The organism is Simplicispira lacusdiani, from assembly GCF_003604195.1.
Lineage (GTDB): Bacteria > Pseudomonadota > Gammaproteobacteria > Burkholderiales > Burkholderiaceae_C > Simplicispira > Simplicispira lacusdiani.
In genome coordinates this window covers 43,706-68,735 of record NZ_QXGR01000004.1, presented here as the reverse complement: position 1 = coordinate 68,735, position 25,030 = coordinate 43,706, and the positions used below count along the sequence as shown (strand labels likewise).

Annotated in this window: 26 protein-coding genes and 1 riboswitch; of the genes, 7 read left to right on the top strand and 19 right to left on the bottom strand. The window is 69.0% G+C overall.

Going from position 1 to position 25,030, the window contains the following annotated elements; translation table 11 throughout:
- The first annotated feature begins 12 nt into the window (after positions 1–12).
- A complete protein-coding gene (locus D8S75_RS06470; protein ID WP_119965231.1) occupies positions 13–1,137 on the top strand; it encodes an anhydro-N-acetylmuramic acid kinase in 1,125 nt (374 codons plus the stop codon).
- Positions 1,138–1,152: 15 nt separating this feature from the next.
- On the opposite strand, the gene erpA is transcribed toward D8S75_RS06470, so the two are convergent.
- From erpA to D8S75_RS06440, 6 genes are all read right to left on the bottom strand, one after another.
- Positions 1,153–1,515: an iron-sulfur cluster insertion protein ErpA gene (gene erpA / locus D8S75_RS06465; RefSeq protein WP_119965229.1), complete on the bottom strand. Its 363-nt coding sequence runs from the start codon at positions 1,513–1,515 to the stop codon at positions 1,153–1,155.
- Positions 1,516–1,572: 57 nt separating this feature from the next.
- Positions 1,573–1,971: a bactofilin family protein gene (locus D8S75_RS06460; RefSeq protein WP_119965228.1), complete on the bottom strand. Its 399-nt coding sequence runs from the start codon at positions 1,969–1,971 to the stop codon at positions 1,573–1,575.
- Between the two features lie 72 nt (positions 1,972–2,043).
- Positions 2,044–2,760, bottom strand: coding sequence for a DUF6776 family protein (locus tag D8S75_RS06455; protein ID WP_119965226.1), 717 nt, complete (start codon positions 2,758–2,760; stop codon positions 2,044–2,046).
- Positions 2,761–2,913: 153 nt separating this feature from the next.
- Complete coding sequence (gene rpsI, locus D8S75_RS06450; protein ID WP_119965224.1) at positions 2,914–3,306, bottom strand: 30S ribosomal protein S9; 393 nt, start codon at positions 3,304–3,306, stop codon at positions 2,914–2,916.
- 11 nt (positions 3,307–3,317) lie between these two features.
- Positions 3,318–3,746, bottom strand: coding sequence for a 50S ribosomal protein L13 (gene rplM, locus D8S75_RS06445; protein WP_119965223.1), 429 nt, complete (start codon positions 3,744–3,746; stop codon positions 3,318–3,320).
- Positions 3,747–3,922: 176 nt separating this feature from the next.
- Positions 3,923–5,863, bottom strand: a complete 1,941-nt coding sequence (locus D8S75_RS06440; RefSeq protein WP_119965221.1) for a serine/threonine protein kinase — start codon at positions 5,861–5,863, stop codon at positions 3,923–3,925.
- Between the two features lie 232 nt (positions 5,864–6,095).
- On the opposite strand from D8S75_RS06440, the gene D8S75_RS06435 reads away from it, so the two are divergent.
- The gene (locus tag D8S75_RS06435) at positions 6,096–6,989 is read left to right on the top strand and encodes a 23S rRNA (adenine(2030)-N(6))-methyltransferase RlmJ (RefSeq protein ID WP_119965220.1); all 894 of its coding nucleotides are present in this window, start codon (positions 6,096–6,098) and stop codon (positions 6,987–6,989) included.
- 19 nt (positions 6,990–7,008) lie between these two features.
- Here the strand turns inward: D8S75_RS06435 and D8S75_RS06430 are convergent, their stop codons facing one another.
- The 4 genes from D8S75_RS06430 to ahcY form a co-directional block, all read right to left on the bottom strand.
- Positions 7,009–7,614 (bottom strand): hypothetical protein, encoded by a 606-nt coding sequence (locus D8S75_RS06430; RefSeq protein ID WP_119965218.1) that lies wholly within the window; start codon positions 7,612–7,614, stop codon positions 7,009–7,011.
- 32 nt (positions 7,615–7,646) lie between these two features.
- A complete protein-coding gene (metF, locus tag D8S75_RS06425) occupies positions 7,647–8,516 on the bottom strand; it encodes a methylenetetrahydrofolate reductase [NAD(P)H] (RefSeq protein WP_119965217.1) in 870 nt (289 codons plus the stop codon).
- Positions 8,513–9,496: a TlyA family RNA methyltransferase gene (locus D8S75_RS06420; protein ID WP_119965216.1), complete on the bottom strand. Its 984-nt coding sequence runs from the start codon at positions 9,494–9,496 to the stop codon at positions 8,513–8,515. Before D8S75_RS06420 ends, metF begins: the two co-directional genes overlap by 4 nt.
- 76 nt (positions 9,497–9,572) lie before the next feature.
- Complete coding sequence (ahcY, locus tag D8S75_RS06415; RefSeq protein WP_119965626.1) at positions 9,573–11,006, bottom strand: adenosylhomocysteinase; 1,434 nt, start codon at positions 11,004–11,006, stop codon at positions 9,573–9,575.
- 66 nt (positions 11,007–11,072) lie between these two features.
- Positions 11,073–11,150, bottom strand: a riboswitch (S-adenosyl-L-homocysteine riboswitch).
- Between the two features lie 157 nt (positions 11,151–11,307).
- On the opposite strand from ahcY, the gene D8S75_RS06410 reads away from it, so the two are divergent.
- Positions 11,308–12,936: a peptide chain release factor 3 gene (locus D8S75_RS06410; RefSeq protein WP_119965215.1), complete on the top strand. Its 1,629-nt coding sequence runs from the start codon at positions 11,308–11,310 to the stop codon at positions 12,934–12,936.
- A 6-nt stretch (positions 12,937–12,942) separates the two neighbouring features.
- Here the strand turns inward: D8S75_RS06410 and D8S75_RS06405 are convergent, their stop codons facing one another.
- A complete protein-coding gene (locus D8S75_RS06405) occupies positions 12,943–13,554 on the bottom strand; it encodes a Crp/Fnr family transcriptional regulator (protein WP_119965214.1) in 612 nt (203 codons plus the stop codon).
- A 65-nt stretch (positions 13,555–13,619) separates the two neighbouring features.
- On the opposite strand from D8S75_RS06405, the gene D8S75_RS06400 reads away from it, so the two are divergent.
- On the top strand, positions 13,620–14,606 hold the full coding sequence (locus D8S75_RS06400; RefSeq protein ID WP_157982595.1) for an alpha/beta fold hydrolase: 987 nt from the start codon (positions 13,620–13,622) through the stop codon (positions 14,604–14,606).
- A gap of 44 nt (positions 14,607–14,650) precedes the next feature.
- The gene (locus D8S75_RS06395; protein ID WP_119965212.1) at positions 14,651–15,517 is read left to right on the top strand and encodes an HAD-IIB family hydrolase; all 867 of its coding nucleotides are present in this window, start codon (positions 14,651–14,653) and stop codon (positions 15,515–15,517) included.
- Between the two features lie 11 nt (positions 15,518–15,528).
- Here the strand turns inward: D8S75_RS06395 and D8S75_RS06390 are convergent, their stop codons facing one another.
- From D8S75_RS06390 to D8S75_RS06380, 3 genes are all read right to left on the bottom strand, one after another.
- The gene (locus D8S75_RS06390; protein ID WP_119965210.1) at positions 15,529–16,941 is read right to left on the bottom strand and encodes an NYN domain-containing protein; all 1,413 of its coding nucleotides are present in this window, start codon (positions 16,939–16,941) and stop codon (positions 15,529–15,531) included.
- 241 nt (positions 16,942–17,182) lie between these two features.
- A complete protein-coding gene (locus D8S75_RS06385) occupies positions 17,183–18,139 on the bottom strand; it encodes a tripartite tricarboxylate transporter substrate binding protein (RefSeq protein WP_119965208.1) in 957 nt (318 codons plus the stop codon).
- 124 nt (positions 18,140–18,263) lie between these two features.
- Positions 18,264–18,695, bottom strand: a complete 432-nt coding sequence (locus tag D8S75_RS06380) for an Lrp/AsnC family transcriptional regulator (protein WP_119965207.1) — start codon at positions 18,693–18,695, stop codon at positions 18,264–18,266.
- A 135-nt stretch (positions 18,696–18,830) separates the two neighbouring features.
- On the opposite strand from D8S75_RS06380, the gene ctlX reads away from it, so the two are divergent.
- Together ctlX and D8S75_RS06370 are read left to right on the top strand one after the other, a co-directional pair.
- Entirely contained in the window at positions 18,831–19,751 is a 921-nt protein-coding gene (gene ctlX / locus D8S75_RS06375) for a citrulline utilization hydrolase CtlX (RefSeq protein WP_119965205.1), read from the top strand.
- A 73-nt stretch (positions 19,752–19,824) separates the two neighbouring features.
- The gene (locus D8S75_RS06370; RefSeq protein ID WP_119965203.1) at positions 19,825–20,730 is read left to right on the top strand and encodes an SMP-30/gluconolactonase/LRE family protein; all 906 of its coding nucleotides are present in this window, start codon (positions 19,825–19,827) and stop codon (positions 20,728–20,730) included.
- Between the two features lie 51 nt (positions 20,731–20,781).
- Here D8S75_RS06370 and D8S75_RS06365 read toward each other — a convergent pair whose 3' ends face one another.
- Genes D8S75_RS06365 through D8S75_RS06345 form a run of 5 tightly spaced genes read right to left on the bottom strand, consistent with a single transcriptional unit; the run spans position 20,782 to position 24,900 of the window.
- Positions 20,782–21,390 (bottom strand): hypothetical protein, encoded by a 609-nt coding sequence (locus D8S75_RS06365; RefSeq protein WP_119965202.1) that lies wholly within the window; start codon positions 21,388–21,390, stop codon positions 20,782–20,784.
- Positions 21,387–22,022, bottom strand: a complete 636-nt coding sequence (locus D8S75_RS06360) for an SCO family protein (protein WP_119965200.1) — start codon at positions 22,020–22,022, stop codon at positions 21,387–21,389. Before D8S75_RS06360 ends, D8S75_RS06365 begins: the two co-directional genes overlap by 4 nt.
- Before the next feature lie 4 nt (positions 22,023–22,026).
- Entirely contained in the window at positions 22,027–22,623 is a 597-nt protein-coding gene (locus tag D8S75_RS06355) for a c-type cytochrome (protein ID WP_119965198.1), read from the bottom strand.
- Between the two features lie 8 nt (positions 22,624–22,631).
- Positions 22,632–23,252, bottom strand: a complete 621-nt coding sequence (locus D8S75_RS06350; protein ID WP_119965196.1) for a cbb3-type cytochrome c oxidase subunit II — start codon at positions 23,250–23,252, stop codon at positions 22,632–22,634.
- Positions 23,242–24,900: a cbb3-type cytochrome c oxidase subunit I gene (locus tag D8S75_RS06345; protein WP_119965194.1), complete on the bottom strand. Its 1,659-nt coding sequence runs from the start codon at positions 24,898–24,900 to the stop codon at positions 23,242–23,244. Before D8S75_RS06345 ends, D8S75_RS06350 begins: the two co-directional genes overlap by 11 nt.
- Between the last annotated feature and the right edge of the window lie 130 nt (positions 24,901–25,030).

The following is a 25,030-nucleotide window of genomic DNA, read 5'->3' as shown; positions in this document are numbered from 1 at the left end:
CTGCTGGTCGAGGTGACTTCCTCCACGCCCCCCGAGCTGTACATCGGCCTGATGTCGGGCACCTCGCTCGATGGCGTGGACGCCGTGCTGGCCGACTTCTCCGGCCCGCGCTGCACGGTGCTGCGCCACCACGCCGCGCCTTTCGACACCGCCACGCGCGCCGAGCTGCTGGCCCTCAACACCCCGGGCGCCAACGAACTGCACCGCGCCGCGCTGGCCGCCAACGCGCTGGCGCGCAGCTATGCCCAAACCGTGCAGATCCTGCTGGCGCAAGCCGGGGTGGCACCGGCCTCCGTGCGCGCCATCGGCGCCCACGGCCAGACAGTGCGCCACCGGCCCGGCGAATTCGACGGCACGGGCTACACGCTGCAGCTCAACAACCCCGCCCTGCTGGCCGAGCTGACCGGCATCGCCGTGGTGGCGGACTTCCGCAGCCGCGACGTGGCCGCCGGCGGCCAGGGCGCTCCGCTGGTGCCGGCCTTTCACCGTCACATGTTCGGCAGGCCCGGGCAGGACCTGCTGGTGCTCAACATCGGCGGCATCGCCAACCTGAGCGTGCTGGGAGCGGATGGCAGCGCGCTGGGCTTCGACTGCGGCCCCGGCAACGCCCTCATGGACCACTGGTGCCAGCAGCACACCGGCCAGCCCTTCGACCGCGATGGCGCCTGGGCCGCCAGCGGCCGGGTCCTGCCGGAACTGCTGGCGCGCCTGGAGGACGAGCCCTTCCTGCGCCAGCCCCCTCCCAAGAGCACGGGGCGCGACCTGTTCAATCCACGGTGGCTGCAGCAGCGCCTGGAGCGCTTCGCCCAGGCCACAGCGGCGGATGTCCAGGCAACATTGACGGAATTGACCGCAAAGGCTTGTGCAGCAAGCGCCATTAGCTATCAAAACAGGAGTGAAATGCTGGCCGTGTGCGGCGGTGGCGCCTACAACAGGCACCTGATGGCACGGCTGCGGGCGCTATTGCCCGGCCTGCGGGTGGAAACCACCGACACCCATGGCCTGCCGCCGCTCCAGGTGGAGGCGGCCGCCTTCGCCTGGCTGGCGCGCCAGACGCTGCACGGCCTGCCGGGCAACCTCCAAAACGCCACGGGCGCCCAAGGCGCCCGTGTGCTGGGCGGGATCTACCCCGCCTGAAGGTGGTTCAGAGGCTCAGGAGAAGCTGGAGCCGCAGCCGCAGGTGGACGTGGCGCCCGGGTTCTTGATGACGAACTGCGCGCCCTGCAGGTCTTCCTTGTAGTCGATCTCGGCACCCACGAGGTATTGGAAGCTCATGGCGTCGATCAGCAGCGAGACGCCGTTCTTGGTCATCACGGTGTCGTCTTCGTTGGTGATTTCGTCGAACGTGAAGCCGTACTGGAAGCCCGAGCAGCCGCCACCCTGCACGAACACGCGCAGCTTCAGGTCCGGATTGCCTTCCTCGGCGATCAGATCCGCCACCTTGGCCGCAGCGCTTTCGGTGAAGATGATCGGGTCGGGCATCTCGGGGGGCATGTTTTCTGCAACGGCACTCATGGGAACTCCAGTTCTGGTTTGGGCGGAATGCTACTGCAAACCACCCGGAATTTCACTTTACGGGTTGCTTGACGCCAATTTCAGTGTGGGCTTTTCTTCGAGCAACACGTCCGCGGGGAACATCTTTCCGGAGATGGTGGCGCCCTGGTGCATTTCCAAGGTCTTGTAGTGCACATCACCCGCGATGCGCGCCTTGGGCTGCAATTCCAGCATGGTGCTGGCATGCACGGGGCCGTTGATCTGGCCGTTGACGATCACATGGGCAGCCTGCACCAGGCCCTCGACCCGGGCCGTAGCGGAAATGACCAGCAGGCCCGGCTTGTCGTCCCCGGCACGCACGTCGCCGACCACCACGCCATCGATGCGCAGCCCGTCGGTGAAATGCACATTGCCATCGATGCGGCTCCCCTCGGCGATCAGGCTCTTGATGGGGGGCTGCTTGTTGCGCGAAAACATGGATTGCACTCCTTGCGCGGCCCGCCGCGCGAATGAAAACAAGGCCTGCGCGCCCGCCGGACGCGCAGCCGCTCACTGGCCCAGCTCGACAGTCTGCGCGGCGCGCTGCACGCTGCCGTCCAGGACCCGGGCCGTCACGGTTTTTACCACGGTCCTGGCCGGCAGATCGACCACGCCCTCCATGCGGCGGTACTGGCGCAGCTGTAATGCCTGGCCCTCCCCCGCCACGGTCTGGCTCCAGGGTTTGCCGTCGCGCACGCCCGTCAGCAGAAGCTCCAGCCGCCCCTTGAACTCAGGGGCGTTCTTGACCGGTTTCATCACCAGCACCTGCCAGCGCAAATGGGTACCCGCCACCATTTCGGCCTGCAGGCCCCGGATGGCGATGCCGTCGCCGCCGGCATTGGCCGGGATCAGCTTCTGGAAGAAACCCAGATCCTCGCGCAGCGCGCGGTTTTCGGCCTCGGCCTGGCGCAGGCGCGCCGTGAGCTGCTCCAGCGCGGTGCGCTCGGCCACCAGCAGACTGTCCGAGGTGTTGGCCACCGTCTGGTGCTGCAGGCCCTCTTCCCGCAAGCGCGCCACCTCCGAGCGCAGGTGCAGCAGCTCGTCGCGCATGCCCGCGTCGAGCCCCGCGATGGAGCGACCGAACTCGAAGGCCCACAAGGCCACGGCCGCGCAGAAGCCGAACACGACCGCCAGCACCAACCAGCGCAAGGGCCAGGGCATGGCGCTGCGCACGGACATGCGGGGTGCGCTGATGGTGAGGCGTCGGCGCAGCAATCGGAAACGCATGGATGGAAGCTCCTGTGCTATCGGTCTCGCAAGCGGGCGCGGAAAGGAATGCGCCGGGTGCCGCAATATACCCTCCGTCCCCCATGCCACCCCAAATGCAAAAAGCCGCAGCGGGCGAACCCGGTGCGGCTTTGCGCAGGCAGCAAACGCGGATTAGCGCTTGGAGAACTGCTTGGCGCGGCGTGCGGAACGCAGACCGACCTTCTTACGTTCGACTTCACGCGCATCGCGCGTCACGAAGCCAGCCTGGCTCAGTGCCGACTTGAGCGTCGCGTCGTAGTCGATCAGGGCACGGGTGATGCCGTGGCGGGTGGCGCCGGCCTGGCCGGATTCACCGCCGCCGTGCACGTTGACCTGGACATCGAAGGTTTCGAGGTTGTTGGTCAGCACGAGGGGCTGCTTGGCGATCATGATCGAGGTTTCACGGCCGAAGTAGGACTGGATGTCCTTGCCGTTGATCGTGATCTTGCCGGAGCCTTTTTTCAGAAACACGCGGGCGACGCTGGACTTGCGACGGCCGGTGCCATTGTTCCAATCACCAATCATCTCAAGGCTCCTTACAGTTCCAGCACTTTGGGCTGTTGGGCGGTGTGGGGATGCTCGGCACCACCGTACACCTTGAGTTTCTTGATCATGGCGTAACCCAGCGGGCCCTTGGGCAGCATGCCCTTGACGGCCTTTTCCAGCGCGCGGCCGGGGTGCTTGGCTTGCAGATCGCGGAAGTTCGTGGCCGTGATACCGCCCGGATAACCGGAATGGCGGTAGTACACCTTGTCCAGGGACTTGGTGCCGGTGACCTTGAGCTTGGCGGCGTTGATGATGACGATGTAGTCACCCGTATCGACGTGAGGCGTGTAAATGGCTTTGTGTTTGCCGCGCAGACGGAGGGCAACTTCGCTGGCTACCCGGCCGAGCACCTTGTCGGTGGCGTCAATCACAAACCACTCGTGCACGACCTCAGCGGGCTTGGCGCTGAAAGTAGACATGAGCTTGCTCTTTTCAAAAGAGGGTTTGGCGGTCCTTTTCCACGGTCGGTGCTTCTCTTTGACGGAAGCCTCTTAGGTGGGAAGAATGCTTCGCCGCGGGACCAAAAAACGCTGCGAAGCCGACCATTATACAAATTCCGGCGTCCCGTGGGAAGCAGCCCGCCTGCGCCGGGGCATCAATTGGCCATCTGCTGCTTTTCCAGAGGCTCCATGCGCTGGCGGAACTCCACGCAGGCCGGCAGCGCCGCATGGGCCGGCTTGCGGCACTCCTCGCGCAGGCACATGCTGCGCGTCAACACGCTGGTGTTCTCGCACAGCCGCACCGGAGGCGGCGCGGGCCGGGGGGGCGCCACCACGGGTGGGGGCTCAGGCGGTGGTGGGGGCGCGGCCGAGGGGGGCTCGGCCGCGGCCGCCACCGGCGCGCTGGCCACGGGCACGGGGCGGCGCTGTTTCGGGGTCGGCCGCGCACCCGAAGCCACGACGAAGGCCGGCGCGGGCGCGGCGGATGCGGATTCGGCGGCCGCGCTGGCTACGGAGGCCGCCTGGGCCACGGACGCGGAAGGCTCCGGCAGCGACGCTGCCACCATGGCCGGCGCGGAGGCGGGTTCGGCCAGTTCGGTGATGATCGGGTCCACCGGCGGCACCGGCGCCCGGCTGCGCCAGCCGTAAACGCTGGCCGCCACCACCAGGAGCGCCGCGCCGCCCACCGCAAACCAGGCCACGCCCATGCGCCGGGTGCTCTCCCGGGCGGCGCGCGCGGCGGCCCTGCGCGAGGGGCTGGGCGCCGGGCGGCTTTCCAGCGCGGGCTCCGCGCGGCCGGCCGGCGCGGGGGCCTGCGCTTGCGGATCGATGAACATGCTGTCCGGCATGTCCTCCATGACGACGGTGTCGCCGGCGTCGAGGAACACCGTGTCGCCCTCGTCCGCGTAGGCCTCCAGGGCCTGCGTCTTCTGCAGGGGATCGGCCTGCGGCGGCGGCTCGGCGGCCCGCGCGGGCGCGGCCGCCTTCACCACCGGCACCGGCACGGAAACGGGCCCCGCGATGCCGGCAGGCGACCCCGCCACGGCCGACGTGACATCCACCGTGGGCACCACCAGCCCCGGGCCGGGCTGGTCGGTGGGCTCGACCCAGATATCGCCCAGTTCGGCGCGGAAGTCGAAATACTCCAGCCCCGGGGGCGCGGAGGTCATGCCCATCACCTGCAGGAAGGCATCGATGTTCTGCGGCCGGTCCGGCGGGCGCAGCGCCAGCGACTGGGAGATGGCCGCCACGAACGTGGGGGAGTATTCCTGGCCGAACTGGCGCTTGACCGTGCGCGCCACGCGCGAGAAGGGCACCATGCGGTCGCGGATCGCGCGCAGCGTGGACGGCAGCGGCGTGTCGTTGCACAAGCAGCCATGCACCACGGCGGCCAGCGAATACAGGTCGCTCCACGGGCCCTGGATCAGCTCGGCATCGCCGTCGGAATACTGCTCGATGGGCGCGTAGTTGACCTTGAGCACGGCCGTGTGCTTGCGGTCGCGGTCGTTGATGGCATGGCGCGCCGCGCCCAGGTCCAGCAGCACCGGCGGGCCGACATCCTGCAGGAAGATGTTGTCGGGCGAGATGTCGCGGTGCAGCGTGTGTCCGCCGTGCAGCACGCGCAGCGCGCCCAGCACGCTCCAGAGCACCTTGCGCAGCCACTCTTCGGGCGGCGGCGTGCGCATCTGCGCGCGCGCCTGCTTGAAGGTCATGCCGCTGTAGAGGGGCATGACCATGTAGGCGGTGTTGTTGGTTTCCCAGAAGCGGAACACCTTGACCAGCGAGGGGTGGTCGAACTGCGCCAGCAGGCGCGCCTCGCCCACGAAGGAATTGAGCCCGGCCAGGAAGGCAGGCTGGTCGGCCGGCGAGCGCACCTGCAGCGAGCCGTCCGGCGCGCGCGCCACCAAGGCCGCCGGCATGAACTCCTTGATGGCCACGGCCCGGTACAGCGAATGGTCGAACGCCTTGTAGACCATGCCAAAGCCGCCCACGCCCAGCAGCGCCAGGATCTCGAACTCGCCCAGGCGGGTACCCACCGGCAGCGCATCGACGTGGCGCACCCCGTTCGCGGGGGCGGAACTGGAACTATCGGTCATGGCGGAATTACCCAGAAGGCATGCGGAAGCGGCCGGAAACGAACGGTCTCTGGCGCCAGTAAACCGCAATCATCCCCCGGCAGGGCTGTTGAAACGCAACAAAACGCTTACCGCGGCAAAAAAATGTCACGATTCGCGCAGGATTGTCGATTGTGCCTCCTCCAGGACCTCCAGGGCAGCGTGCTGACCCACCCATGGGCAACGGCAGCGGGCGCATGGTTACCATAGGCGCATGTTCAGTTACCGCCACGCCTTCCACGCGGGCAACCACGCCGACGTGCTCAAGCACGCCGTGCTGGTTGCTGCCCTGCAATACCTCACCGAGAAGGACGCTGCCCTCACCGTGCTCGACACCCACGCGGGTGCGGGCCTGTACCGGCTCGATGGCGACTACGCCCGCACCAGCGGCGAAGCCAGCGAGGGCATCCTGCGCCTGATCGCCGCAGAGCCCCCCAAGGCCCCGCTGGCGCCCATGCTGCAGGCCTACGTGGACATGGTCCGCGCCTTCAACCAGGGCACCGGCACCAAGGTCTACCCCGGCTCGCCCTTCATCATCCAGCGCCTGTTGCGATCGCACGACAAGCTCAAGCTGTTCGAGCTGCACCCCACCGACCTGCGCGCGCTCGCCGGCAACGTGGCCCAGCTCGAAGCCGGACGCCAGGTGGCCGTGCTGCACGAGGACGGCTTCGAGGGTGTCAAGAAATTCCTGCCCCCGCCAGCCCGCCGCGCGCTGCTGCTGTGCGATCCCAGCTATGAAATGAAGAGCGACTACGGCAAGGTGCTGGACATGGTGCAGGATGCGCTCAAGCGTTTCGCCACCGGCACCTATGCCGTCTGGTACCCCATCATCCCGCGCCCCGAGGCGCATGACCTGCCGCGCCGCCTCAAGACCATGGCCCAGAAGGCCGGCAAGAGCTGGCTGCATGCCACGCTCACGGTCAAGTCGGGCAAGATCACCGAAACCGCCCAGGGCCAGACCAAGCGCCCCGGCCTGCCGGCCAGCGGCATGTTCCTGATCAACCCGCCGCACACGCTCAAGGCGGCGCTGCAGGCGGCGCTGCCACAGATGGTGGAACTGCTGGGCCAGGACCGCAACGCCACGCACACGCTCGAAGCGGGCGGCTAACGGCCGGCGAAGCCCATCGTCAGCGCTTGCAGCGCGCGATGAAGGCTTCCTCGAAGCGCCGCAGGTCGTTTTTCTCTCCGTCCGTCAGGTCTGTACGCGCGCGCTTGGCCGCCAGGATGCGGCGCGATTCGGCACATTGCTGCCGGAACCGCTCATCCTGTTCCCTGGACACCTGGGCCTCCAGCCGCGCGGATTTTTCTTCTTCCCGGCGCTGCTCGCGCTGGCTGTGCCGCTCGCGGGAGGCCTGCGAATATGCCGCCTCTTCCTCCTCGCTGCAGTCACGCCGGTATTCGCGCCGCATGCCCGCCACCACGTCAGGCTTGATGCCGCGCGAATAGGCCGAGCGCATGTTCTCGTCCAGGGCACGGCAGCGCGCGCTCATGTATTGGTGGTGCTCCGGCACATCGGGCGCCGGGCGGATCGATGTCACCTCATGGTTGCGGCCATAGCTCCCACCCGTGGAGCCAGAAACAACCGCCGTGGTCCGCATCTCCGACGGGCAAGGCCGCGAGAGCACGAGTGCATTGCCGCTGGAATCACGGCAGTGGTAGCGCGTCTGCGCCCCCACGGAGGACACCCCCAGGACACCCACAACCGCCACCAACAGGGCCAGCACACGCTTCATGACTGCACGAGAAAATTTGAAACCGCAGGATGTTACTGCGCCAGCGGGGCCTTGAGGCCGAGGCGTTGGCAGATTTCCAGCGTGGCCACGCTCTGGTTCATGGTGTAGAAATGCAGCCCCGGCACGCCCGCCGCCACGAGCTGCTCGCACAGACCGGTGACCACATCCAGGCCGAACGCACGGATCGACGCCGTGTCGTCACCGAACGCCTGCAGGCGCAGGCGCACCCAGCGCGGGATCTCGGCGCCGCAGGCGTCAGAGAAGCGCATGAGCTGGGTGGAGCTGGTGATGGGCATGATGCCCGGCACCACCGGCACCTCGGCGCCCAGGCGGCGCGCGTCCTCGACGAAACGGAAGTACGCGTCGGCGCTGTAGAAATACTGCGTGATCGCCGCGTCGGCGCCGGCCCGCACCTTGGCCGCGTAGGCCTTGAGGTCGGCCTCGGGCGACTTGGCCTGCGGGTGCACCTCGGGATAGGCGGCCACCTCGATGTGGAAGTCGCTCCCGGTCTCGGCGCGGATGAAGGCCACGAGGTCGCTGGCGTAGTGGAACTCGCCGCCCATGCCGTAGCCGCTGGGCAGGTCGCCGCGCAGGGCCACGAGGCGGCGCACGCCCATGGCCTTGAGCGTGGCGAGCTGCGCGCGCACCGACGCGCGCGTGGCGCCGATGCACGAGAAATGCGAGGCCGCGCTCACGCCTTCCTGCAGGATCTCGCGCACGGTGGCGAAAGTGCCCTCCTGCGTCGAGCCGCCCGCGCCGTAGGTCACCGAGCAGAACTCGGGCCGCAGCGCGTAGAGCTGCTGGCGCACGGCGCGCAGCTTTTCGGCGCCCTCGGGCGTCTTGGGCGGGAAGAATTCAAAACTCACCGGCAGGCCGGTGGATGGTGCGTTGGCAGCGGTCATGCGCCCCTCCTCGCGAAAACAAAGAATTCATGGTTGCCGTCGCCGCCGCTGATGGGGCTGTCCATCCAGGCACGCACCTCCAGCCCCAGGCTGGCGCAGCAGTCGCGGATGCGCTGCTCCACCACGGGGTAGAGCGAGGCATCGCGCACGATGCCGCCCTTGCCCACCTGGCCCGGCTGCAGCTCGAACTGCGGCTTGACCAGCATCAGCAGGTGGCCGCCCGGCGCCAGCAACGGCACCAGCGCGGGCAGCACCAGCGTGAGCGAGATGAACGACAGGTCGCCGGTGACCAGGTCGAACACCGGCGCGGTGCTTTCGCCCGCCCAGGCCTTGAGGCGGCGGCGGTTGGCGGGCTCGGCAGGCACGGTGGCGCCGCGCTCGCGCGCCAGGTCGGCCTCCACGTCGTCATCGCTCACATCGTCGCTGTCGTCGTAGTCGGTCACCTCGCCGTCGCCGGACATCCAGCGGTACGGGCTGTCGGGCTCGGCGTCGTCCTCCACGGCCGCGGCGGACGGCTCGGACCAGGCGTCCTCCCAGGCCGCCTGCAGCGCTTCGGGCGTCAGCGCACGGGCGTTGAGGCCTTCGAGGCAGACCACGCGTGGGTCAGCGCGCAGCTGCGCGTGCAGCTGGCCGTGGCCCACGTCCACGCCCACCACGCGGCGCGCGCCGCGCTCCAGCAGGCAGTGCGTGAAGCCACCGGTGGACTGGCCCACGTCCAGGCACTGCAGCCCCTGCACCGCCAGGCCCAGGGATTCGAGCGCGCCGTCGAGCTTGAGCCCGCCGCGCGAGACGAAGCGCGCCTCGGCCGCGTCGAGCAGGCGCAGCTCGGAACCCGCCGGAATATCGTCGCCGTTCTTCAGCACCTTGGTCCAGGGCGCGCCAGGGCCGAGGCGCCATTCCACGCCGGAGGCGATCAGGCGCTGGGCCTGCGAGCGGGTGCTCGCGTGGCCGGATTCCACCAGAAATACATCTGCACGCATTGCGTTCTCTAGTCAAAATGGGCTGTACGGCGCATGCAGCATGCGCCAGCAGCTATCAATAAAGAAGCAACCGTGCTCAGTAGCGGTAGCTGTCGGGCTTGTAGGGGCCCTGCTTGGGCACGCCGATGTAGGCGGCCTGCTCGTCGCTCAGCTCGGTCAGCATGGCGCCGACCTTCTTCAGGTGCAGGCGCGCCACCTTCTCGTCAAGGTGCTTGGGCAGCACGTAGACCTTGCCCACGTCGTAGCCCTCGGGGTGGGTGAACAGCTCGATCTGCGCGATGGTCTGGTTGGCGAACGAGTTGGACATCACGAAGCTCGGGTGGCCCGTGCCGCAGCCCAGGTTCACCAGACGGCCCTTGGCCAGCAGGATGATGCGCTTGCCGTCCGGGAAGATCACATGGTCCACCTGGGGCTTGATCTCTTCCCACTGGCAGTGCTCTTCGAGCTTGGCAACCTGGATCTCGTTGTCGAAGTGGCCGATGTTGCAGACGATGGCCTGGTCCTTCATGGCCTTCATGTGCTCGAAGGTGATGACGTCGCGGTTGCCGGTGGTGGTGACGAAGATGTCGGCCTTGTCGGCGGCCCACTCCATGGTCACGACCTTGAAGCCTTCCATCGCGGCCTGCAGGGCGTTGATGGGGTCGATCTCGGTCACCCACACCTGGGCGCTCAGCGCACGCAGCGCCTGGGCCGAGCCCTTGCCCACGTCGCCGTAACCGGCGACCACGGCCACCTTGCCGGCGATCATCACGTCGGTGGCGCGCTTGATGCCGTCCACCAGCGACTCGCGGCAACCGTACAGGTTGTCGAACTTGCTCTTGGTCACCGAGTCGTTCACGTTGATGGCGCGGAACAGCAGCGTGCCCTTGGCCGACATTTCCTTCAGGCGGTGCACGCCGGTGGTGGTTTCCTCGGTCACGCCCAGGATCTCGGCGCTCTTGCGGCTGTACCAGGTGCTGTCCTCGGCCAGCTTGGCCTTGATGGCGGCGTACAGGATGCGCTCTTCCTCGCTGCCAGGGTTGGCCAGCACGGAAGCGTCCTTTTCAGCACGCTTGCCCAGGTGCATCAGCAGCGTGGCGTCGCCACCGTCGTCCAGGATCATGTTCGGGCCTTCGCCCTCGGTGCCCTTGGCGCCGAAGTCGAAGATGCGGTGGGTGTAGTCCCAGTAGTCCACCAGGGTTTCGCCCTTGATGGCGAACACCGGCGTGCCGGTGGCGGCGATGGCGGCGGCGGCGTGGTCCTGGGTGGAGAAGATGTTGCACGAGGCCCAGCGCACGTCGGCGCCCAGGGCCTTGAGCGTCTCGATCAGCACGGCCGTCTGGATGGTCATGTGCAGCGAGCCGGTGATGCGCGCGCCCTTGAGCGGCTGCTTGGCCGCGAATTCCTCGCGGATGGCCATCAGGCCGGGCATCTCGGTTTCGGCGATGCGGATTTCCTTGCGGCCCCAGTCGGCCAGGCCGATGTCGGCGATGGCGGAGTCGGCGGCGGGTGCGTTGACGCGTGCGTTCATGGTGTGCTCCAAAGCATGTTTGAAAAACCACTCGCCGGGGGAAGGGAAAAAGCTCACCACGCGGAAAGTGGATGAGCGTCGTTGCTTGATGACTCCGAGCCTCACGCCCCGCCAATGCTGGGGGCGCTGCAACGCTCCTCGGATGCGCCGGATTATAAAAGCAGTTGGGCAGCCCGTTATGCGCCACGTGCATGCCCGGTAAAATTGCGGGTTCGGCCGCGCTCCCCCACAAGGTGCAGGAGCAGGCCCACCGTTTGCCCCTGCAGGGCCTCCTCGCCCTGCCCACCTTCTGGAACCGCTAGTGTCCTACGCCTCTGAAACCCGGCGCCGCCGCACCTTTGCCATCATTTCCCACCCCGACGCGGGTAAAACGACGCTGACCGAAAAGCTGCTGCTGTTCTCGGGCGCGATCCAGATCGCCGGCGCCGTCAAGGGCCGCAAGGCCAGCCGCCACGCCACCTCCGACTGGATGGAGATCGAGAAGCAGCGCGGCATCTCGGTGGCCTCCAGCGTGATGCAGATGAGCTACCGCGACCACGTCATCAACCTGCTCGACACCCCCGGCCACAAGGATTTCTCCGAGGACACCTACCGCGTGCTCACGGCCGTGGACTCAGCGCTGATGGTGATCGACGCCGCCAACGGCGTGGAAGCACAGACGCGCCGCCTGATCGAGGTCTGCCGCCAGCGCGACACGCCCATCATCACCTTCGTCAACAAGATGGACCGCGAGGTGCGCGACCCGCTCGACATCCTCGACGAGGTGGAGCGCGAACTGGGCATGCCCTGCTGCCCCATGACCTGGCCCGTGGGCCAGGGCAAGAACTTCGGCGGCATCATCGACCTGCGCACGCAGAGCATGACGGTGTTCCAGGCCGGCAGCGAGAAGCGGCCCGAGGACTTCGAGATCATTCCGCTCTCCGACGTGGAAAAACTGCGCGCGCGCTTCGGCCAGGCCTACGACGACGCCATCGAGAGCATGGAACTGGCCGTGGGCGCCTCCATCGCCTGGGACCACCAGGAGTTCCTGGGCGCGCGCCTCACGCCCGTGTTCTTCGGCTCGGGCGTGAACAATTTCGGTGTGATGGAAGTGCTCAACGCCGTGGTGGACATGTCCCCCCCGCCGGGCGCGCGCGTGGCCTACACCGAGGTCAATCGCCAGCGCGAAGACCGCATCGTGCACCCCGAGGACGAGGGCTTCTCCGGCGTGGTCTTCAAGGTGCAGGCCAACATGGACGCCAACCACCGCGACCGCATCGCCTTCGTGCGCGTGGCCTCGGGCAAGTACACCCCCGGCATGAAGATGAAGGTGCAGCGCACGGGCAAGGAGCTGCGCCCCACCAGCGTCGTCACCTTCATGAGCCAGCGCCGCGAGGCGGTGGAAGAGGCCTACGCGGGCGACATCATCGGCTTCACCACGCACGGCGGCGTGCAGCTGGGCGACAGCATCACCGACGGCCCTGCGCTGCAGTTCACCGGCCTGCCCTTCTTCGCGCCCGAGATGTTCATGACCGTGGTGCTGAAGAACCCGCTGCGCACCAAACAACTGCAACAGGGCCTGATGCAACTGGGCGAGGAAGGCGCCATCCAGGTCTTCAAGCCCGACGCGGGCGGCAACATGCTGCTGGGCGCCGTGGGCCAGCTGCAGTTCGAGGTGGTGCAGCACCGCCTGAAGGCCGAGTACGACTGCGACGTGCGCCTGGAATCCTGCCAGTACACCGGCGCGCGCTGGATCACGGCCGACACCCCGGCCGAACTGCGCGATTTCGAGACCGCCTACCCCCTGCGCATGGCGCACGACGCGGCCGATGCCCTGGCCTACCTGTGCACCAGCCCGTATGACGTGCGCCTGGCACAGGAGCGTTTTCCCAAGATCCACTTCCACCCGCTGCGCGAGCATGCGGGGCTGTCGCTGCAGCGCGCGGGCTGACCGGCCTCAGGCGCGCGGCGCGGGCGCCCTGGGCGCGTTGCGCAGACGGCTGAAGTTCACCGGCGTCATGCCCAGGTAGCTGGCGATCATGCGGTGCGGCACCCGGTCTTCCAGGCCGGGGCACTCCCTGCGCAGCTGCTGCAGGCGCTGGGCGCCGGTCCAGGCCGCCAGGGCCCACTCGCGCTGGGCCATGCGCAACAGTTCGTGCCGCAGCACGGCATCGCCCCAGGCGCGCACCGGCGCATGGGCCACCATGGCCTGTACGAGCGTCTCGGGATCGAACAGGGCCACACGGCTGGCTTCCAGGGCCACGCAGTCCACACGCGAGCGGTCCTCCATGCCGCGCGTGATGGCGGGCGGCAGCACGCACGGGCCGGCATGAAACCCCAGCGTGACCTCTCGGCCCTGGGCATCGGCCACGCTGCTGCGCAGCAGCCCGTGCAGCACGAAGCACTCCTGCGGCCGGGCCTGCCCCATGTGGAACAACGTCTGCCCGGGAGCGAGGTCCTCGCAGCGCAGCCCTTGCAGCACGGGCGCGAAATCGGCCGCGGACAGCGGCGCGAACGTCTGCGCGATCTGCAGAACCTGCGCCTGGTCTGCGGGGGTGGTCGATAACATTTGTTGTTGCTGCGGTCCGGGCATGCCCGCACCATTCTGGCATGTCCCATTCGCTTCCCACCCCCATGCCACGGCGCTCCTTGCGTACCCTGATCCTGTGCGGCCTCGCTGCATTCGTCTGCCTGTTCGCCGGCTGCGGCACGGGCACCGACCTGCCGCGCACCGCGCAGCACGACGCCACCGTACCCACCATCGCGCTGCGGGGCTACCGTTTCCATGCACAGACCTTCGGCCAGGCCGGCAAGCCGGTGCTCATCGTGCTGCACGGCGGGCCCGGCGCCGACTACCGCTATCTGCTGGGCCTGCAGGCCCTGGCCGACGACCACCAGGTCCTGTTCTACGACCAGCGCGGCAGCGGCCTGTCGCCGCGCGTGCCGGCGCAGGAGATTTCGCTCGACACCTACCTGGCCGACCTGGACGCCTTCGTGGACCACATCGGCCAGGGCCGCCCCGTGCACTTGCTGGGCCATTCCTGGGGCGCCATGCTGGCATCGGCCTATACCGGGCAACACCCCGGCAAGGTGCGGCGCCTAGTGCTGGCCGAACCGGGCTTCCTGGACAGCGCCTCCCTCGCGCACCTGCCGCAGGGCGGCTGGCCAGGCTGGACCGTCGCCTGGGGCATGGCCCGCGCCTGGCTGCAGCAGTGGACCGTGGCGGCAAACGGCGATCCCTACGCCCGGCGCGACTTTGTCGTGGGCGCCATGATGCCGCTCTTCCAGGTGCCCAACACCTGCGATGGCGCCATTCCGCAGGTGGACGGCTGGCGCGCCGGCAGCCCGGCCTTCGACGCCACGGTGGGTCGCATGATGTCCGATGCCGTCTATGCCGCGTCGCTGGATTTCCGCTCCGGCGTGGAGCGCTTCGGCGGTCCGGTACTGTTCCTGGCCGGACAGTGCAGCACCACCATGGGCGAGGCCCAGCAGCGGCGCCACATGGCGCACTTCCGCCAGGCGCGGCTGGTCATGGTGCCGCAGGCCGGCCATTTCCTGTTCAACGAACAGCCCGAAGCCGCGTTGCAGGCGGTGCGCGCCTTCCTGGACGCGCCCGACTGAGGACGGGCGCAGCCCGGTGCAACAATACGCGCTTTGCCTGCCGCATGGCGCCGACGCAACCCTCCCTCGCCCCCTTGTCCGACTGGCCCCGCGCTGCCTGCCGCGGGCTGGCGGGCGTGCTCACCGACATCGACGACACCCTCACCACCGAGGGCGCCATCACGCAGGATGCGCTTGATGCGCTGGCCGCGCTGCGCGCCGCCGGCCTGCATGTGATCGCCATCACGGGCCGGCCGGCGGGCTGGAGCGAGCCTTTCGCGGCCACCTGGCCGGTGGATGCCATCGTGGCCGAGACCGGCGCCGTGGCACTGCTACGCGCGCCGCAAAATACAAGCGAAATCAGCCTCCAGACCAATGCAGGCAAGCGCGAGCAGCTATCAAAATGGTATCTGCAAGACGCCGCCACCCGCGCCGCCCACTTTGCCCGCATGCAGCAGGTGGCGCGCCAGATCCTGGAGGAAGTGCCGGGCGCCCAACTGGCGCGCGACTCGGCCGGGCGCGAGACCGACATCGCCATCGACCACAGCGAGTTCACGCACCTGCCGCAAGCGGGCATCGACCAGTGCGTGGCCCTGATGCGCGCGGCCGGCATGACGGCCACCGTCAGCAGCATCCATGTGAACGGCTGGTACGGCACGCACGACAAGCTGGTGGGCGCGCGCTGGATCGTGCGCGAGCTGCTGGGCCGCACGCTCGATGACGAACTGGACCGCTGGGTGTTCGTGGGCGATTCGCTCAACGACCAGGTGATGTTCCAGCACTTTCCGCACAGCGTGGGCGTGGCCAACGTAGCGCGCTTCGTGCCGCAACTGCGCCACCTGCCGCGCTACCTGGCACAGGGCGCGCGCGGCGCGGGATTCGCCGAGGTGGCCCGGGCCATCCTGGCGGGCCGGGAGCGCGCCGGGCTGTAAGCGCGTAGCCGCTACGCGGCAGGCTTGGCGGTGTTCCGGGGCTTGCGCGGGCGGGGCGCGGCAGCCTTGGCGGGCGTCGCCGCAGGAGATGCCGCATCCCCCGTGGGCACGCCGGATTCGGACGGCGCCGGGCCGTCCTCTGCGGCCGCGGCCTTTCGCCCGCCGGCCTTGCGTGCAGCCGGCGCCGCGCGGCGGCTCCGGGGTGCGGGGGCGGACACCACGGGCTCGGCCGGTTCAGCCGCAGCAACCACGCTGCCATCCCCCCCGGCGGGTGCGCCATCGCCGGCCACCTCCATGGGTGCGACCGCTGCCTCGGCTGGCGCAACGGCCGGCGCCTGGGCGCGGAAATACCCCCCCACCGGACGCTCCGCCGGCGCATCGCCGCCAGCCTCGGCGCCGGGTTGCAACTGTTCGTCGGCCGGCGCCTCCGGTCGGCGCCCCCGCGATCGACCGCCCCGTGCCCGGCCCTCGCCGCCCTCGGGCGCGGCCTGCGGGGCGGGCGCGACGGCAGGGAGATCCTGGCGGAAGTACCCTCCCCCACCCGACCGCTCGGTGGGTGCATCCGCCGGACCCAGGGCGTCGGGCCGGGCGGCCGCGCCGCCGTGGCCACGGTACACATAGGCCCCCGATCTTTCATCGCGCCCAAACTCCAGCAGCCCACGCGCCTGCGCCTCTTCGAGCAGGTTGCCGAAGGTGCGGAAGCCATAACGGCCTTCGCTGAAATCGGGCTTGCGGCGCTTGATGGCCTCCTTGAGCACCGAGGCCCAGATCTTGCCGCTGTCGCCGCGCTCGGACAGCAGGGCCTCGAAGGTCTCCACCGCCAGTTCCACGCCCTGGTTGCGGCGCGTTTCCTGGGTTTCCTTGCGGTGGCGTTCTTCCTCGGGCGTGCGGCGCGGCGCGGACGCATGGTTGCCCGGGCTTTGGCGGCGGGCCTGCGCGCGCTGGTTTTCGCGCACCAGGTCGTCATAAAAGATGAACTCGTCGCAGTTGGCGATCAGCAGGTCGGACGTGGACTGCTTCACGCCCACGCCGATCACCTGTTTGGCGTTCTCGCGCAGCTTGGACACCAGCGGCGAAAAATCCGAATCGCCGCTGATGATGACGAAGGTGTTGACGTGCGACTTGGTGTAGCAGAGGTCCAGCGCGTCCACCACCAGGCGGATGTCGGCCGAGTTCTTGCCCGACTGGCGCACGTGGGGAATTTCAATCAGCTCGAAATTCGCCTCGTGCATGGTGGCCTTGAAGCCCTTGTAGCGCTCCCAGTCGCAATAGGCCTTCTTGACCACGATGCTGCCCTTGAGCAGCAAACGCTCCAACACGGGCTTGATGTCGAATTTTTCGTACTGCGCATCGCGCACGCCCAGGGCGACGTTTTCAAAGTCGCAAAACAGGGCCATGCTGATGCTGTCGGAGGGAGATGCCATAGGTGCTCGCGGTGTTCCGTTCAATGTCGGCACGGATCATCACACGGAACGCGGCGGCCCGATCAAGAGCCCCCCCGATGCGTGCCGACCGCCACGGCAAGCGAGCGGAACGACACAACGGGCGCGCCCCAGGCCAGCGCCCCCGCGCAAGGGACGCCCCGCCGCGCTGGGGGCGTCCCCCTCCCGCAAGCGCAGCGCAGCGAGAGAGAGGGAAGCGGCGCAGCCGCTCAGGGGGTGAGTCCTACTTCGCCAGCCCCAGCTTTTCCACCAGCGCCTTCTCGCGCGCGAAGGTGTCCTGGGCGAACTTCTGGTACTGCGCGCTGCCCATGTACATGGGCACCATGTCGTAGCGGGCCAGGGCCGTCTTGTAGCTGTCCTGCTCCATGGCCTGCTTGAAGGCGTCGTGCAGGCGCTTGACCACGGCGGGCGGCGTGCCTTTGGGCGCGCCGATGCCGAACGGCGAGTTCTGCACGATGTCCAGGCCCAGCTCCTTGAGCGTGGGCGCATCGGGGAACTTGGCCAGGCGCTCGGCGCCCCAGGTGTTGAGCACGCGCAGCTTGCCGGCCTCGACCTGCGGGGCGAAGCCGGTGGAATCGGCCGCCGCCATGAGCTGCCCGCCCAGCGTGGCCTGCATCAGGTCGGCGCTGCCCTTGTAGGGCACGTGCAGCAGCTCCAGGCCGAGCTTCTGCGCGATCAGCTCCATGGTCAGGTGCGGGCTGGTCATGGTGCCGGTGGAGCCGTAGCTCAGCTTGCCGGGGTTGGCCTTGGCCCAGGCGACGAAGTGCGTCCAGGTCTTGAGCGGCGAATCGGCCGGCACGACGAGGCCGAAGGCATAGCCCGTGACGTTGAGCACATAGCTGATGTCCTTCACCGGGTCCCAGTTGATCTTGGTGGTGTAGGGCAGGCGGAACACGCCCAACGGGATCTGCGCCAGTGTGTAGCCGTCGGGCTGCGCCGTCTGCAACGCCTGTGCGGGCAGCGTGCCGCCGGCGCCGGGCTTGTTCTCGACGATCACGGGCTGGCCCAGCACCCTGCTGGCGTTGTCGGCCAGCGCGCGCATGGTGATGTCGGTCGGCCCACCCGCCGGGAAGGCGATCACGAGCTTGATCGGCTTGGCGGGAAAGCTCTGGGCCTGGGCGCCCGTGGCGGCGGTGGCGAGCGCGGCGGCGCCCCACTGGAGGATCTGACGGCGTTGCATGTGCGGCTCCTGGTTGCAATCGGATGCCGCGATTGAACCTGGGTTGACGCACCGCAGCATCGCGGAAAGCCCCTACCCAGTGTCACCGATGTGTCAGCACGCCAGCGCCGTCGGCATCGCCCCCTCAGGCCTTGTAGGTGGACAGCAGGATGCTGGTCTCGGTGTTGGCGATGCCCGGCGTGAGGCGGATGCGCCCCAGCGCGGCGTCAAACGCCTCCAGGCTCTCGGCGCGCACCTCGGCCACGATGTCCCAGCGGCCATTGGTGGTGTGCAGCGTGCCCACCATGGGTTCGCCGCGCAGCGCGCGGATCACCTCGGGCGCGGCGTTGCCCTCCACGGCGATGCACATCCAGGCGCGGATGCGCTGCGGCTCCGAATCGGGCCGCAGGCGCACGGTGTAGCCCACGATCACGCCGCCCTCCTCCATCTTGCGCAGCCGGTTCTGCACCGTGCCGCGCGAGACGCGCAGCTTGTGCGCCAGCGTGGCCACGGGGGTGCGCGCATCGGCGCGCAGGATGCTGAGGATTTCGCGGTCGGTGTCGTCGAGCTTGGTCATGGTGCTGGTGGTGGCTGGCGTTTCGCCAATTTTTGCAGCTATTTGACCAGTTTGCCGGCTTTTTGTTGGTCGGGCCTGTTCGCACAATGCCTGCACCGCCCTCCTGTGGGGCCCCGCTGAAACCACCACACAACCATGCCACCGCCCTCCCTCCAGGCCCCCGCCGCCGTCGCCATGGTGCGCCCGCACCACTTCCACCCCAACCCCGAGACCGCCGCGGACAACACCTTCCAGCGCCCGGCCACGGCCGCCAGCGTGGCCGCACAGGCCCATGCCGAGGTGACCGAGGCCGCCGCCCGGCTCGAAGCCGCCGGGGTGCGCGTGCACCTGTTCGACAGCCACGACCCGGCAACGCCCGACGCCGTATTTCCGAACAACTGGTTCTCCACCCACGCGGGCGGCCATGTGGCGCTCTACCCCATGTACGCCGCCAACCGGCGGCGCGAGCGGCGCGGTGACATCATCGAGCTGCTCAAGGCCCGGTACCGCGTGCAGGACGTGATCGACTACTCCGGCCTGGAGCACGATGGGATGTTTCTCGAAGGCACGGGCGCCATGGTGCTGGACCACATCGCCCGCATCGCCTACACCGCGCAATCGAACCGCGCCGATCCGGTGGCGCTGGAGCGCTTCTGCACGCATTTCAATTTCGAGCCCATGGCGTTCGCCACCGCCGACGCGCAGGGCCGGCCCTGCTACCACACCAATGTGATGCTCTGCGTGGGCACCGACTTCGCGCTCGGGGGCTTCCACCTCATCGCCGACCCGCGGCGCCGCGAGGCCGTGCGCGCGCGGCTGCGCGAGAGCGGGCGCGAAGTCATCGAACTCGACGCGCGCCAGATCGGCGAGTTCGCGGGCAACGCGCTGGAACTCACGGGGCACGGCGACCAACGGCTGCTGGCCCTGTCCGAGCGCGCCGCCGCCAGCCTCACGGCCGCGCAGAAAGCCGTGATCGAGCGCAGCGCCACGCTGCTGCCGCTGCGCGTGCCCACCATCGAACTGGCGGGCGGCTCGGTGCGCTGCATGCTGGCGGGCATCCACCTGGCGGCAAGGTGAACAGACGCTCGTGCGACACACGCGCTGCCGCGCGCCACCTACCATGGCCGCACGCAATCCTGGAGACCGCCCCATGCCCACCCCGACGTTTTCCACCCTGGTGTCCGGCTACAGCTTTTTCGAGGGCCCGCGCTGGCATGAAGGCCGCCTCTGGCTTTCGGACTTCTACACACGGCAGGTCATCGCCGTGGACCTGGACGGCACGGTGGAGACCATCGCCGAGGTGCCCGGCCAACCCTCGGGCCTGGGCTGGCTGCCCGACGGGCGGCTGCTCGTCGTCTCCATGCGCGACCGCAAGCTGCTGCGCCGCGAACCCGATGGCCGGCTGGTGGAGCACGCAGACCTTTCCGCCGTGGCCGAAGGCCACGCCAACGACATGGTGGTGGACCGCCAGGGCAATGCCTACGTGGGCAACTTCGGCTTCAACCTCATGGGCGGCGCACCCTTCGCCCCGGCGCGGCTGGCCCGCGTGGCGCCCGACGGCACGGTGAGCGCCGTGGCCGAGGGCCTGTACTTTCCCAACGGTTCCATGGTCACGCCCGACGGCCGCACGCTGATCGTGGGCGAGACCTTCGGCAACCGGCTCTCGGCCTTCGACCCTCTGCCCGACGGTAGCCTGGGACCGCGCCGCGACTGGGCCGTCTTCGGCCCGCTGCCGCAGGGCGACCACCTGGCCCAGGTCATCGCGCAGACCCAGGTGGCCCCGGATGGCGCAGCGCTCGACGCCGAGGGCGCCGTGTGGCTGGCCGACGCCAACCACCGCCGCGTGCTGCGCGTGGCCGAGGGCGGCCGGGTGCTCGGCGAAATTTCCACGCGCCCGCTGGGCGTGTACGCCTGCGCGCTCGGCGGGCCGGACGGCCGCACGCTGTTCCTCTGCGTGGCGCCCGACTACCTGGAGCACAAGCGCAAGGACGCGCGCGAGGCCGCCGTGTGGACCACGCGGGTCGACGTGCCAGCGGCCGGTTTTCAAGAAAAATAGGCCTCTGACGCCCACCAAACAAGCGTCAACAGCTATCAAATCAGGAGCATTTCAGGCCTCGTGAGGCAGCAGCGCGGCCCCCTCGCGCCGCACCACCCACCACCCCACCTGCGCCAGCCAGCCCAGCGCCAGCAGCACGGCCAGGGCAATGAGCCACTGGCCCAGGCGGGCCTGGTCATCGAGCAGGTAGGCGTTGCACAGGCGCAGCGGCGCATCGATATAGAGCTGGCCCACCACAGCGGTCATGGGCAGCATGTTGCCGAGGAAGAAGCCCTGCACCACCAGCCCCGCCGCGCGCCACGACAGGCGCAGCGCAGCGCCCGCCAGCACCAGCGCAGCACCCTTGACGGCCTCGATGGTGCCGTCGCGCAGTGCCAGGTCGAGCACGCGCGGCACCATGAGCACGCCCAGCACCACCGCCACCCCCACCAGCCCGGCGATGCCGTGGGCGTTCCAGCGCGCCACGGCGCCACGCGCACGCGGCGGCAGCGCGGCCGCCAGCAGCGCGCCCGCCGCCATCAGCAGCGGAAACTGCAGCACCATGTGCCGCCACATGCTGGCTTCCAGCGCATGGCGCAGCGGGGGCCAGGCCAGCACCACGCACAGGACCAGCCCCAGGGCGGCCTGGGTGCGCGGCGTGCAGCGTGGAAAGGGCGTCATGGCGCGCTCCGGGCGAGGTGGCGCGCGTAGTCCAGCGCGAGCTGCTGCTCGGCGACGTCGAACACGCGCACCATGCGACCGCGCGCGTCGAACACCAGCAGCGCGGCGTTGTGCTCATAGTCGCCCCGGCCGTCGGGCACCACCACCACGCCCAGGCGGCGCAGCAGGGCCTGCTCCTGCGCCGCGTCGGGCACGCGCACGAAGCGCCACAGCGCCGGGTCGGCCCGCAGGCCCTGGGCGTAGGCGCGCAGTGCGGCCGGGTGGTCGTGCGCACCGTCGAAGCTGATCGACAGCAGGCGCACGTTGCCAGGATGGCCCGCCTCGGCATCGGCCCGCAGCGCGGCCTGCAGCTGCTGGAAGGTGCTGCCCAGCGAAAGGCAGACCGTCTGACAGCGCGTGTAGATGAAGTCGGCGATGGTCACGCCGCCGCCCTGCGCCAGCAGCGCGGGCAGGTCGGGCGCGGCCACGCCCGGGCCGTCCACCGTCACGCGCGGCGCGTCCACGGGCTGCAGCGCCACTTCCAGGCGGCGCGCGCCCTCGTCTGTCCAGACCTGGAAGCCGTGCGTGAGCCAATCCGCCGCCGCGTAGCCGCACAGCGCCAGCAGCAGGCTCAGGACGGCGGTGCGCAACATGGCCTTAGCGCGCCAGGGCTTGGAGCGCGGCGCCGCCCTCGAACGGCGTGCTGCGGTCGTTGGCCTGGCGCTCCTGCGCAATCAGGTCGGGCGCCACGGCGGCGGCCTGGTTGCCCCAGGCGCTGCGGATGTAGCTGGCCACGGCGGCCAGTTCGGCGTCGCCCAGTTGCCGAAAGGCCGGCATGGCGCCCTCGTAGCTTTTACCGGCCACCGTAATCGGGCCGGTCACGCCATGCAGCAGGATGTTGGCCAGCACGCGCGGCTCGCCCGTGACCCATTCCGAACCCGCCAGCGGCGGGAACACCCCCGGCAGGCCCTGGCCCGTGGCCTGGTGGCAGGCCGCGCACTGCGCGGCGAACAGCGCCTTGCCATCCACGGCCGCGCCCGCGGCGGCCGGCGCGGGGCCGGACAGGTCGGCCACGGTGCGGCGGTCGCCCAGGCTGGAGTTTCCGAACGGATCGGACAGGAAGATATAGCCCACGCCGAACAGCACCATGGCCAGCGTGATGGCGGCAGCCATCAGGGGCACGGGGCGGATGCGCTCCTCGGGATCGGCGTTCTCGCGCTCCTGCGCGCGGTGCGAAGTGTCTTGGTCGAGCATGGGCAACCTCAGGAAGCAGACCCGGCGGCCAGGCCGGCGGCGCTGCGCGGCGGGGGCGGCAGCACGGGGTAGGTGTGGTCCAGGCCCTGCAGGTACTTCACCAGGTCCAGCGCCTCGGGCCGCGCCACCACCACCTTGCCTGCGGGGCCCTGGCCCGGCGGCAGCTTGACGACCTCGTCGCCCGGTTCGGCGGCGGCCTTGGTCTCGAACAGGTAGGGGTAGGCCGGCATGATGGACCCCGGCACATAGGCGCGCGGCTGGTACAGGTGGCCCAGGTGCCAGTCCTTGCTGGGCTGGCGCGCGCCGATGTTGAACAGGTCCGGCCCGGTGCGCATGCTGCCCAGCAGGTGCGGCTTGTCGTACACGTAGTCGCCCGGCACCGAGGCGCGGCCCCAGCCGCGCTCATGGTCGGGACCGAGGTTGCGGTCGCGCGGCTGCTGCGTGTGGCAGTACACGCAGCCGTTGGCGATGTAGACATCGCGGCCGCGCTGCTGGGCGCTGGTGTAGGGCTTCAGCCCTTCGGGCGGCGCGATGTCGCGCACCTCCATGTAGGGCAGCACCACCAGCGCGGCCGTGGCCACGGCCAGCGACACCATGGCGCCTGCGGCCAGTTTGACTTCATTTTCCATGGGCGATCTCCAGGGCCTGGGACGATTGCGGCGCGAACAGGGCCGCGCCCGTGCGCTGCGGGCCGAAGCGCAGCGCCATGGCCAGGAAGTGGCCGGCAAAGACGAGGTGGCTGGCCACCATCAGCGCGCCACCCACGCTGCGCCACTGCAGGTAGGGGATGGTGAGCGTGACCGACTCCATGAAGGGCCGCGAGGCATCGAGCATGGCCAGGCCCTGCAGCCAGCCGCCGATGGAGAGGCCCACGAAATAGATCAGGATGCCGACGGCCGCGAGCCAGAACTGCAGCGAGATGAGGCGCGGGTACGGCCACTCCCAGTGCAGCACGCGCGGCAGCATGAAGTAGATGGCGCCGAACAGCACCATGGTGACAAAGGCATAGGCCCCCAGGTGCGCGTGCGCCACCGTGAAATGCGTGAAGTGCGCCACCTGGTTGACGCTGCGCAGCGCCTCCAGCGAGCCCTGCACCGACGACAGCATGTACATCAGCCCGCCGAACATCATGAAACGCAGCGTGGGCGAGTGCAGCGCCAGGTGCATGCGCCCTTGCATGGTGCCCGCCATGTTGATGGTGAAGGCCGCCACGGGGATGATCATCATCATGCTCTGCACGATGGACAGCGTGCTCAGCCAGCCCGGAATCGGCCCGCCGATCAAGTGGTGCCCGCCCACCTGGCCGTAGAAGAAGGCCAGCGTCCAGAAGCCCAGGATGGACAGGTTGTACGAGCGCACCGGCCGACCGATGATCTTGGGCAGGAAGTAGTAGATCGCCCCCACGCTGATGGGCGTGAACCACAGGCCCAGCACGTTGTGGCCGTACCACCAGTTGGTGGTGGCCTGCTGCACGCCGGTGTGCACGCCGGGCAGCTTGGCCACCAGGAACAGCAGCGTGATCCACAGCAGCGCCGCCACCAGGTACCAGACGCTGACGTACAGCGACTCGACCTTGCGGTTGACCAGCGTGTACAGCACCGGGCCGATGATGCAGACGAAGCCGACGACGATGAACAGGCCGATCTGCCACGGCATCTCCAGGTACTCCATGCCGTCGCTCCAGCCCGCGCCGATGGCGCCGATGGCGCTGGCGATGGCGATGTTGATGAAGGCACCGCCCAGCATCACCCAGGGCGCACCGATCAGCCGCGTGCGCAGCAAGCGCGGCAGCAGCCAGACGATGAGGCCGAGCGCGGCGTTGGTGATCCAGCCGTAGAGCACTGCCGTGAGGTGCATGGTGCGCACGCGGCCGAAGGTCTGCCAGGCCTCGCCCACCAGCCAGTCGGGCATGTGCAGCTTGAGCGACGCCGTGAGCCCCGCCACCGAGCCCAGCACCAGCCAGAGGATGGCGAAGGCGATGAACATGAACACGGGGAAGGCGCTGGAGCGGTCGGCCTCGATGCGCTGCTCCAGCTCGCGCGGATCGGCGGCGTGGGCGGCGTCGCCCGGCTCGGCGGCCGCGGACTGCAGGTGGGCGCGGCCGGCCTCGTGCAAGGCGGGGTCGTCGGCCTGGCCGATCTCGCCGCGCGCGAAGATGACCGAAGCCGCCCGGGGGTTCTCGACCAGCAGGCCCTTGCGCATCGACCAGATGAAGACGAACAGCCCCATGATCGACAGCAGGAAGGCGCCCAGCAGGCTCAGGATGGCACTGTCCATCGGTGGGTTTCCTTTCTTGTTTTCCGGCACACGCAGGGCATGCCGCTTTCTTGATGCAGTGCAAATGACCACACAGCGATCCGTGCTAGGCACGGCTGCGGCGAATTCTAAGATTCATCAAGAATGAATA